Here is an 8,879-nt window from a genome sequence, read left to right on the forward strand (position 1 = left end):
GGATCACCGCGTCAGACTTCGCCGCGCCGTCGCGCAGGCTGTCGAGGTCTTCGAGGTCGCCGCGATGGGGCTCGGCGCCGGCGGCGATAAGCGACCGCGCGCCGGCCTCGGAGCGGGTCAGGCCAAGCACCTGATGGCCGGCGGCGAGAAGCTCAGGCACGATTCTGGAACCGATGAAACCGGTCGCGCCGGTAAGGAATACACGCATGGGAGGTCTCCTGTGGTTGTTCGGAGGCCTTATTTGCGCTATAACTCATTCTGTTAAAGTAGTGACTTTATCATGGTATAAAAGCCAACAGGATGGCAATGCCCCTAGCGACCGCCAACAAGGAGACGACCAACAAGCTGGGCGCCTTTCTTCGTGATCGCCGCATGCGTCTCGATCCGGCGGCCTTCGGCTTCGCCACGGGTCGCCGGCGCACACCGGGGCTGCGGCGAGAAGAGGTGGCGCAGCGCGCCAATATCTCCCCGACCTGGTACACCTGGCTGGAGCAGGGGCGGGGCGGCGCGCCGTCCGCCGATGTGCTGAACCGCATCGCCACCGGGCTGATGTTGACCGAGCCCGAACGCGAGCACCTGTTCATGCTGGGTCTCGGGCGGCCGCCGGAAGTTCGTTACAAAAACGTCGACAGCGTCACGCCGCGCCTGCAGCGCGTCCTCGATGCCTTGGACCCCAGCCCGGCAATCATCAAGACCGCGACATGGGATGTGGTGGCCTGGAATCGCGCCGCCGCGGCGATGCTGACCGACTATTCCAAGCTGCCGCGCGAGCAGCGCAACATCCTGCGCCTGATGTTCGGCAACCCGCGCGTGCGCGACAAGCAGGACGATTGGCAGAGCGTCGCGCGTTTCGTGGTTGGATCTTTCAGAGCGGATGCCACCAGGGCCGGAGCGGGCGCGGAAATCACCCAGCTCGTCGAGGAGCTTTGCCGGATCAGCCCCGAATTCGCCGCGCTCTGGCGCGACAATGATGTCGTCCCGGCATATGGCGAAGGCGTGAAGCGCCTGCGGCATCCCGAGATCGGACGGATCGAGTTGGAGTTCTCGGTCTTTGCGGTTGACGGTCGTCCGGAGCTCGGCATGATCGTCTACAATCCCGCGACGCAGGCGGATGCGGAACGCATTCAATCGCTGATCGCGTCTCGCGCCGCAAAGTGATAGCCACCATGAAACAGGCACAAAGGCAATCCGGTTAGGGTAATATCCGCCGTCCGACTCCTTCGTGGAAGATGTCTATGACCTTGAATGAGCCCAGTTGGTCGCCTTCCGAAAGAAAGTTGCCCGTGCTGCCTATGACAAGGCTCTTGAGAGGGCACTGGCCAGCATCATGGCCGAATTCAAAAGACGGGCGAACGCTGCGACCACGGCCTCCGAAATGTGGGAGGTCGAGGGCTATCTGAAGGAGCAACGTCGAGATTTGGACCGGACGTTCGACTATCGCTATTCGCAGCTGACGATGGTTTTCGCAATTCTCATCCGGAAAGGATATCTGGACGAGAATTTGCTATCGGGTCTGTCCGAAGAAAAACGCAATGAGATCCGCAGAATGCTAGCATAAGGGTTTTCGAGGCGGTCACCTTCGGACCGCCGCGCGCCTGAGCGCCTGCGGTGGCTGACCTAAGCTCCTCATGAAAGCGCGACGCATGCGGCCGAGATCGCCGAAGCCGGTTTCCCCGGCGATGCGGTCGAGTGGCGCGTCCACAGCCTGCGCGCCGCTTCCAACCATGCATGCAGCTCAAATATCTCGGACACAGCCGGCCCAGTAAACCGTCGGATTTAAGCGTCAGCTTTGCCGCTGTCTGCCCGATCGCTTCGCGGAAGCCTCTGCGCCGCCCGGCTGCCTGATATGGTCGATGAAAGCGCGCAGCTTCGGCAGCACCTGGTGCCGTTCCGGGTAATAGAGAAAAACGCCCGGTGTGGTCACTGCGAAGCGGCCGAGCAGCGCCTGCAGGCGCCCGTCGGCGATCGGCGCTTCGGCGATTGGGCTCGGCACCTGCGCCAGCCCCACACCCTGGATCGCCGCGCCGAGCAACGACGGATAGTCATGCGCGATCAGCGGTCCGGAGACGATCGCCTCGACAGCCTTGTTGCCGTCGACCAAGGACCAGGGCGCGACCGAACCGTTCGAGCGACGCAGGCGCAGGCAGGCATGGTCACGCAAATCCTCGATACGCTCCGGCGCTGCGCGCCGGCGCAGATAGTCGGGACTGCCGACCACTACCATCGGGAAGGACGGCGTCAGCCGCACCGCGACCATGTCGGGCGCGATCAGATCGCCTATGCGGATGCCGGCATCGAAGCCTTCGGCGGCGAGATCGGCCAGCTCGCCGCTGGCGACGATCTCCAGCTCGATCTCGGGATAGGCCTGGCAGAAGGAGGCGATCACCGGCTCCAGCAGCACCGGCACCACGGCCGGCGGCACTGAAAGGCGCAACAGCCCGGCCGGCCGCTCGCCCATCCCGCGGGCGATCTCGCTCGCGGCGATCAACTCCTCGAAGGCCGGCCGGGCGCGCGCGAAAAAGCGTTCGCCGGCTTCGGTGAGACCCACGCTGCGCGTCGTGCGGATGAAGAGCGCGGCCCCGATGCGCGCCTCCAGCGTGCGTATCGCCTGGCTGGTCGCTGACGGGGTGACGGCAAGCTCGGCCGCCGCCTTGCGGAAATTGCGGTGTTTCGCGACACTCAAGAAGGCCTCGACGCCGTCGAGCGCGCCATGCCTGACTGTGAAGTTCTGCTTCATGACCCATCGACATTATCGCGGATAGTCGTTGGCCGAAAGCGGTCGTATCTCTTGCATGGCTTGGAAGCCCTGAAGGGAAGTGGCAATGACCGACGAACTTGATCGCGTGCGCGATCACTACCGTGCGACCGGCCTGACCGATCGATTGAAGACCGCGCTGGCGGTGTCGGGGTCTGAGGAACAGCGGCTGCGGCCTGAACAACTGGCGACGCTAGACCAGTTCCACACCCGCGGGCTCGCCGCGACGGCCGAGCTCGCTAATCTGGCGGTCATCAGCGCCGACATGTCGGTGCTCGACGTCGGGTCGGGCGTTGGCGGGCCAGCTCGCTTCCTGGAGGCGACCTTTGGCTGCAAGGTGACCGGCGTCGATCTCAGCGAGCCCTTCGTCGAGGCCGCGCGCTATCTGACCGCGCGGACCGGGCAGGACGGCAGCGTGTCGTTCGAGACCGGCAGCGCGCTGGCGCTGCCCTTCGAGGACGGCCGCTTCGACGCCGCACTGTTGCAGCACGTGGCGATGAACATCGCCGATCGGCCGCTGCTCTACCGCGAGATCAGGCGCGTGCTGAAACCCGGCGGAAAATTCGCCACCTTCGACGTCGTGCTGAATGGCGGCGATCCTCTTTATCCGGTGCCGTGGGCGAAGACGCCGGGCGAAAGCTTCCTGCTGACCGCCGAAGCGACTTGCGAGGCGGTTGAAGCCGCCGGCTTCGGCACGCTGGTCCGCCGCGACGACACGGCCATAGCCAAGGCCTGGTTCGCCGAACTCCGCGCCTCCGGTCCGCCGTCGCTCAATCTCGGAGTCGTCATGGGGCAGGGTTTCGCCGAACTCACCAGCAATCTCGGGCGCAATCTCATGGAAGGGCGGCTGGGCATTCTGACAGCAGTGTTCAAAGCCTTTCCCACCAAGGCTTTATAGGAGGTGCGGATGTCACCGGCGATGATCCTGAACATCCAACTTGGGCTCGGCTACGTGCCATGGCTGCTTTGCTTCGCCGCCTACATCTGGCCCTGGCTGAGATCGATGGAACCGGTAGAAGCGCAGCGCGCCATCGCCACTCTGCACAGCTTCCGCTTCTTCGGGCTCGTCTTCCTCATCCCGGGCGTTGTCGGCCCCGACCTTGCTCCTGGTTTCGCAAGCTTCGCAGCCTATGGCGACTTCGCCACCGGCCTGCTCGCCATGCTGGCGTTGCTCGCGGCGAAGCGGCCCGCGATCTTCTGGCTGCTCGTCGTCGCCTTCAATGTCGTGGGCGTGATCGACCTTGTCGGCGATTACTATCATGGCGTCATGCTCGACCTTCCCGGCCATGCCGGCCAGTTGGGCGCGACCTACGTGATCCCGGTCATCTACGTGCCGCTGCTGATGATCACGCATGTCGCGGCCTTCTATCTGCTGGCGCGTTCGAGGCGCCATCAGCCGGCAACGGCCTAATACATGGGATTTGCCATATGCTTGGGCGCAGGCCATTCGCCCGTGATTTCGGGCTGCACCGGGCGCTCGAGATAGGTCGACAGCACGACGTAGCTGCGCGTCGAGGTGACGCCGGGCGTGTCGTAGAGACGGGCGAGCAGGCCTTCGAGCGCCCGCGTGTCCTCTGTGCGCACCTTGAGCAGCATGCAGGTGTCGCCGGCAACCGTATGGATCTCCTCGACCTCCGGATATTTGGAGACCGCCATCAGCTCCGGCGTCTTGCCCCAGCCCCTTGTGTCGATATGCACGAAGGCGAGCAGCGGCTTCTTCACCGCCCTTGGATCGATGATCGCCGAGGTGGCGCGGATGGCGCCGCTGCGCTTCAGCCGCTTGACCCGCTCATGCGCCGCCGGCGGCGACAGGCCGACGCGCTCGCCCAGATCGGCGTAGCTGATGGTCGCGTCCTCGACGAGAACGCCTAATATCTTTCGGTCGATCGGGTCGATCTCGCGGGCCGGTTGCTTGTTCCGCTGAATGTCATCTGTTTCTGCGTCCATATGGAAATTCTCCTTTGATGCGGAATTTAATTCGGCCATTATGATGATATGTCGAACAGCAATCAATCAGCTTTTATAACCGCGGCGCCGCGCGCGCCGATTCCGGCCGCCGCCTATCTGCTGACCGGCTGCATCGCCGTCATCGGTTCTAATTCGCTGGTTCTGGGACCGATCGCGCCTGCCGTCGCGGCGTCGTTCGGCGCCAGCGTGCCGGCGGTGATGACGGCTGCCGCCGCCTTCGGCCTCGGCACATCGGCCAGCGCGCTCTTCCTTGCCCGCTACATCGACCGCATCGGCGCGCGCCGCATGTTGCAGGGTGCGTTGTTGTTGCTGGCCCTGGCGCTGGTCGCCAGCGCGTTGGCGCCGAGGGTGACGACGTTGGTGGCGGCCCAGCTCGTCGCCGGCATTGCCTCCGGCATCGCCATGCCGGCGATCTACGCCAGTTCGGCCGCGATCGCGCCGCCCGGCCGCGAGAGCGGCACCATCGGTGTCGTGCTGACCGGCTGGACGCTCTCGATGGTCGCCGGCGTCTCGCTGTCCGCGGTGCTCGCCGATCTCATCCATTGGCGGGCCGTCTTCGCGGCGGTGGCGTTGCTGGCGGCAGCAGCTGTTGCCGGCCTGGCGATGAGCTCTCTGCACGACACCAGGAAAAGCGGTCCCGCGCCGTCGCCGCTCGGCGCGCTCGCTGTTCCCGGCATTCTGCCGCTGCTCATTGCCTGCGGCGCCTTCATGACCGCCTTCTATGGCGTCTATGGCTATCTTGGCGATCATCTCCATGAAGCCCTCGGCGAGCCGGTAAGCGCCAATGGCCTGGCGGCGGTCGCCTATGGCCTGGGCTTCGGCGCGGCCGCCTTGCTGGATGGCGTCATCGATCGGCTCGGGGCGCGCCGCGTCATGCCCTTCGCCTATCTGCTGGTCGCCGCCGTCTATGTCGCGATCGCGCTGGCCAGCACCGCCTTCGGCCCGTTGATCGCGACGATCGCCGTCTGGGGCTTGGCCAACCATTTCGGGCTGAACGTGCTGGTCATGCGCCTCACCGCGCTCGACCCGTCGCGGCGCGGCACCATTATGGGCCTGAACAGCGCGGTCACCTATCTCGCCGTCACCGTCGGCACGGCAGGCTTCGGCCCGCTCTACACGAGCCTCGGCTTCGCCAACTGCGCCCTGGTCGCCGCTGGATTGATGCTGGTGACGGCGGGCGCGGCGGCATGGCGGTCGTCCACCCGGCAATAGGCTTGCATCTGCGTTCACACCTTCGCTAAGGCTGGCTTGCGAACCGGAGTCGCAGCCGATGAAGACGACGCTCGAGATCACCGCCGAGCCCCTGCCGCGGGACCTTGCTTTCCTGGGCGAAAGTCTCACCGCTTTCAATGATGATGACGTCGGGCCCTCAGGCCGGAAGCCTCTCGTTGTCTTCGTGCTCGACGAGCATGACGCCGTCGTTGCCGGCATATCCGGCTACACCGCCTGGGGCTGGCTTTACGTGCAGTGGCTGTGGGTAGACGAAAGGCTGCGCGGAAAAGGCGTTGCCGCCGGCATGCTCGACGCCGCCGAACAGGAAGCTGTCGCGCGCGGGTGCCATGGCGCCTGGATCGACACGTTCAATCCAATTGCCGAAAAGGTCTATCGGCGTCAGGGCTACCAGCCGTTCGGCGAATTGCCGGATTTCCCGATCGGCCGCCGCCGCGTCTTCCTGCAGAAGAAGCTGCCTTAGAGCAATTCCAGGGAATTGTGGAGCGGTTCTCCGTCCGGAATTGCGCAAAAACTAAAGACTACCCCGCGAGCTTTCCGCCGCGCATCGGCTCTGGCGCGCCGGTGGTGCTCGGAAAGCTGATCGGAAGGCCGCGCAGCACGCGTACGGCGAGGAAAGCGAAGCACTCCGCTTCCACCGCGTCGCCCTGCCAGCCAAGCGTCTCGGCCTGCACCACTTCGACCCCGGCGCGGCTTTCGAGCATCGCCATCATCGTCCGGTTATGGCGGCCGCCGCCGCTGACCGCCAGCCGCTTCGGCCGGCGCGGCAACAGGTCGAGCGCCTTGCCCACGGCCGACACAGTGAAGGCCGTCAGCGTCGCCGCGCCGTCCTCGGCGTTCAGCCCCTCGGCCATCGCCGCGGTGAAGTCGAAGCGGTCGAGCGATTTCGGGTAGGGCTTCGTCAGGTAGGGATGCTGCAAGAGCCTGGCGAGCCGTTCCTCATCGACCCTGCCGGCAGCCGCCAGCCTGCCGTCGCGGTCCATCTCGCCGAGGCGCTTCGCCTTGATGAAATCATTGACCGGCGCATTGGCCGGCCCGGTGTCGAAGGCGACGATATTGTCCTTGCCGTCCCACCAGGTGATGTTGCCGACCCCGCCGAGATTGAGCACGGCGGTGTTGCCGCTCGGATCGGCTTCCTTGAGCAGCGCTGCATGATAGGCGGCCGCAAGAGGCGCGCCTTGCCCGCCCGCCGCGACATCCGCCGAGCGGAAGTCATAGGCCACCTTGGTGCCGAGCAGCGAAGCCATCAGCTCGCCATCGCCGAGCTGGCGCGTGCGACCGATCCGCCCCGGCTGCGGCGCGCGATGCAGCACCGTCTGGCCGTGGAAGCCGACGACGCCGATCTCGGCCATGCGCATGCCCTGGCTCTCGACCAGATCCTTGACCGCCGCCGACTGCGCCCGCGTCAGCGCCTCCTCTGCCTCGCGAAAAATCGCCGGCTCCGCTCCCTCGAAATTCCAGGCGCGGGCTTGGCGCAGCGTCTCTTCGAGCAAGGCGCGGATTGATTGCGGGTAAGGGGCCAGCGTGTATGTGCCGGTGTCGGCGATGCGCTCACCATCCGTCTTGATCAGCGCCACGTCGATGTTGCCGTCGAGCACCGTGCCGGTCATCAGCCCGACGGCCCAGATTGGTTCCATGGTCTTGTTCCCTAATCGTCGTCCAACCACGTGTCGGACGGATCGGCGCGGCAGGCAAGTCTTTCGGCTCGCCCTTGCCGGCGGCCTTTTGCGCCAAATGGCGAAAATCGAGCAACCACGTTCTTGCCTCTTGCCGCCGAAGGCGCGAGCCTGCACGACCGTTGCCGACCTGTCTCAAGGAGAAAATGCCATGGCAGCCAATATCGCAGTGATCGCGGGCGCCGGCTCCGGGCTCAGCGCCTCGCTGGCGCGGCTTCTCGCCAGGGAGGGCTTCCGCGTCGTCCTTGCCGCGCGCAATGTCGACAAATTGGCGACGCTGGCGAAGGAAACCGGCGCGCTGGCCGTCGAAACCGATGTGTCGGACGCGGCCTCCGTCGAGCGGCTGTTCGAGACGGCCGACAAGGCAGGCCCGCTCGAGATCGCGGTCTTCAACGCCAGCGGCCGCACACGCGGGCCGATCGCCGACCTCGATCCCGAGGCGGTCAAGCAAGCTTTGCTTGTCGGCGCTTATGGCGGCTTCCTGGTCGGCCAGCAGGCGGCGCACCGGCTCTTGGCGCGCGGCTCGGGGTCGATCCTGTTCACCGGCGCCACGGCGAGCCTCAAGGGCTTTTCCGGCTCGGCCGGCTTCGCCATGCCGAAATTCGGCCTGCGCGGGCTGGCGCAATCGATGGCGCGCGAGCTTTCCCCGAAGAACATTCATGTTGCGCATTTCATCATCGACGGCCAGATCGAGCCGGCCGGACAGGCGCCAGAGCCCGACCGCCCGGACCGCCGCCTCTCGCCCGACGCGATCGCCGAGACCTACCTTGCGATCCATCGCCAGCATCGCAGCGCCTGGAGCTTCGAGGTCGAGCTGAGACCTTGGGTCGAGACGTTCTGACGACCCACTACAGGACTCTTCAACAACGCGCCCCGCCGCGGGCTGCGCTATTTTAGAAGATCTGCATATTTGATGATGCCATTTTAGCGATCTGCAATGTAAAAAGGGGAAAAATAAAAGATACCTTTACTTAACTTCGGCGTGCATACTGCGGATTGGTCAGATCTGTTGTCCGGCTCTCCTGCGCGAATTGAGAATGGGCATGCCGCTTACACGTCGCACGCTGTTTGCAGCCGGAGGCGGAGGGCTGCTGGTCGCGCAGGCGCAAGCCATGGCCACGCCGGCCAAGGCGCAAGACGCTCCAAAACCCATCGTGAGCGACAACAAGCTGCGCATCGCCATGCCGGCTTTCGCCTCCGATCCTTTCTTTCCGGCCGACGGCTCAGGCGACAAGGGTATCGACATGGAC

At 65.1% G+C, this 8,879-nt stretch carries 11 protein-coding genes and 2 pseudogenes; 8 read left to right on the forward strand and 5 right to left on the reverse strand.

Annotated elements, in window-relative coordinates; all coding sequences use genetic code 11:
- A partial coding sequence (locus EOA28_RS15055) for an NAD-dependent epimerase/dehydratase family protein (RefSeq protein ID WP_128315011.1) occupies positions 1-208 on the reverse strand: 208 nt, incomplete at its 3' end.
- Between the two features lie 98 nt (positions 209-306).
- On the opposite strand from EOA28_RS15055, the gene EOA28_RS15060 reads away from it, so the two are divergent.
- Both EOA28_RS15060 and EOA28_RS15065 read left to right on the forward strand, forming a co-directional pair.
- Positions 307-1,158 carry a helix-turn-helix transcriptional regulator gene (locus tag EOA28_RS15060; protein ID WP_127249274.1) on the forward strand — a complete coding sequence of 284 codons (852 nt, stop codon included), beginning with the start codon at positions 307-309 and terminating at the stop codon, positions 1,156-1,158.
- A gap of 97 nt (positions 1,159-1,255) precedes the next feature.
- The gene (locus EOA28_RS15065) at positions 1,256-1,558 is read left to right on the forward strand and encodes a hypothetical protein (protein ID WP_245463210.1); all 303 of its coding nucleotides are present in this window, start codon (positions 1,256-1,258) and stop codon (positions 1,556-1,558) included.
- Positions 1,559-1,573: 15 nt separating this feature from the next.
- Here EOA28_RS15065 and EOA28_RS40200 read toward each other — a convergent pair.
- Both EOA28_RS40200 and EOA28_RS15075 read right to left on the reverse strand, forming a co-directional pair.
- Positions 1,574-1,693 (reverse strand): annotated as a pseudogene (locus EOA28_RS40200) (GlxA family transcriptional regulator); the annotation flags it as partial.
- 90 nt (positions 1,694-1,783) lie between these two features.
- Positions 1,784-2,737: a LysR family transcriptional regulator gene (locus EOA28_RS15075; RefSeq protein ID WP_127249273.1), complete on the reverse strand. Its 954-nt coding sequence runs from the start codon at positions 2,735-2,737 to the stop codon at positions 1,784-1,786.
- Between the two features lie 85 nt (positions 2,738-2,822).
- Between EOA28_RS15075 and EOA28_RS15080 the strand changes: the two genes are divergently transcribed.
- Both EOA28_RS15080 and EOA28_RS15085 read left to right on the forward strand, forming a co-directional pair.
- Positions 2,823-3,653, forward strand: a complete 831-nt coding sequence (locus EOA28_RS15080; protein WP_127249272.1) for a class I SAM-dependent methyltransferase — start codon at positions 2,823-2,825, stop codon at positions 3,651-3,653.
- Between the two features lie 9 nt (positions 3,654-3,662).
- Positions 3,663-4,166, forward strand: coding sequence for a hypothetical protein (locus EOA28_RS15085; RefSeq protein WP_127249271.1), 504 nt, complete (start codon positions 3,663-3,665; stop codon positions 4,164-4,166).
- Here EOA28_RS15085 and EOA28_RS15090 read toward each other — a convergent pair.
- The gene (locus EOA28_RS15090) at positions 4,163-4,702 is read right to left on the reverse strand and encodes an Lrp/AsnC family transcriptional regulator (RefSeq protein ID WP_126078718.1); all 540 of its coding nucleotides are present in this window, start codon (positions 4,700-4,702) and stop codon (positions 4,163-4,165) included. The two genes, EOA28_RS15085 and EOA28_RS15090, sit on opposite strands and share 4 nt — an antisense overlap.
- A 48-nt stretch (positions 4,703-4,750) precedes the next feature.
- Between EOA28_RS15090 and EOA28_RS15095 the strand changes: the two genes are divergently transcribed.
- Both EOA28_RS15095 and EOA28_RS15100 read left to right on the forward strand, forming a co-directional pair.
- Positions 4,751-5,935, forward strand: a complete 1,185-nt coding sequence (locus EOA28_RS15095; protein ID WP_128315012.1) for an MFS transporter — start codon at positions 4,751-4,753, stop codon at positions 5,933-5,935.
- 58 nt (positions 5,936-5,993) lie between these two features.
- Positions 5,994-6,416 (forward strand): GNAT family N-acetyltransferase, encoded by a 423-nt coding sequence (locus EOA28_RS15100; RefSeq protein ID WP_127249269.1) that lies wholly within the window; start codon positions 5,994-5,996, stop codon positions 6,414-6,416.
- Positions 6,417-6,474: 58 nt separating this feature from the next.
- Here the strand turns inward: EOA28_RS15100 and EOA28_RS15105 are convergent, their stop codons facing one another.
- Positions 6,475-7,590 (reverse strand): anhydro-N-acetylmuramic acid kinase, encoded by a 1,116-nt coding sequence (locus EOA28_RS15105; protein WP_127386204.1) that lies wholly within the window; start codon positions 7,588-7,590, stop codon positions 6,475-6,477.
- Between the two features lie 190 nt (positions 7,591-7,780).
- Between EOA28_RS15105 and EOA28_RS15110 the strand changes: the two genes are divergently transcribed.
- Both EOA28_RS15110 and EOA28_RS15115 read left to right on the forward strand, forming a co-directional pair.
- Positions 7,781-8,470, forward strand: a complete 690-nt coding sequence (locus EOA28_RS15110) for an SDR family NAD(P)-dependent oxidoreductase (protein ID WP_127252988.1) — start codon at positions 7,781-7,783, stop codon at positions 8,468-8,470.
- A gap of 202 nt (positions 8,471-8,672) precedes the next feature.
- Positions 8,673-8,879: pseudogene (locus EOA28_RS15115) on the forward strand (ABC transporter substrate-binding protein); the annotation flags it as partial.

It is taken from the genome of Mesorhizobium sp. M2A.F.Ca.ET.067.02.1.1 (assembly GCF_004023285.1).
GTDB lineage: Bacteria > Pseudomonadota > Alphaproteobacteria > Rhizobiales > Rhizobiaceae > Mesorhizobium.

Coding starts and splice junctions, on each gene's coding strand:
- EOA28_RS15075 (WP_127249273.1), bottom strand. CDS start 2,737: ATGAAGCAGAACTTCACAGTCAGGCATGGCGCGCTCGACGGCGTCGAG.
- EOA28_RS15100 (WP_127249269.1), top strand. CDS start 5,994: ATGAAGACGACGCTCGAGATCACCGCCGAGCCCCTGCCGCGGGACCTT.
- EOA28_RS15110 (WP_127252988.1), top strand. CDS start 7,781: ATGGCAGCCAATATCGCAGTGATCGCGGGCGCCGGCTCCGGGCTCAGC.
- EOA28_RS15090 (WP_126078718.1), bottom strand. CDS start 4,702: ATGGACGCAGAAACAGATGACATTCAGCGGAACAAGCAACCGGCCCGC.
- EOA28_RS15080 (WP_127249272.1), top strand. CDS start 2,823: ATGACCGACGAACTTGATCGCGTGCGCGATCACTACCGTGCGACCGGC.
- EOA28_RS15105 (WP_127386204.1), bottom strand. CDS start 7,590: ATGGAACCAATCTGGGCCGTCGGGCTGATGACCGGCACGGTGCTCGAC.
- EOA28_RS15095 (WP_128315012.1), top strand. CDS start 4,751: ATGTCGAACAGCAATCAATCAGCTTTTATAACCGCGGCGCCGCGCGCG.
- EOA28_RS15085 (WP_127249271.1), top strand. CDS start 3,663: ATGTCACCGGCGATGATCCTGAACATCCAACTTGGGCTCGGCTACGTG.
- EOA28_RS15060 (WP_127249274.1), top strand. CDS start 307: ATGCCCCTAGCGACCGCCAACAAGGAGACGACCAACAAGCTGGGCGCC.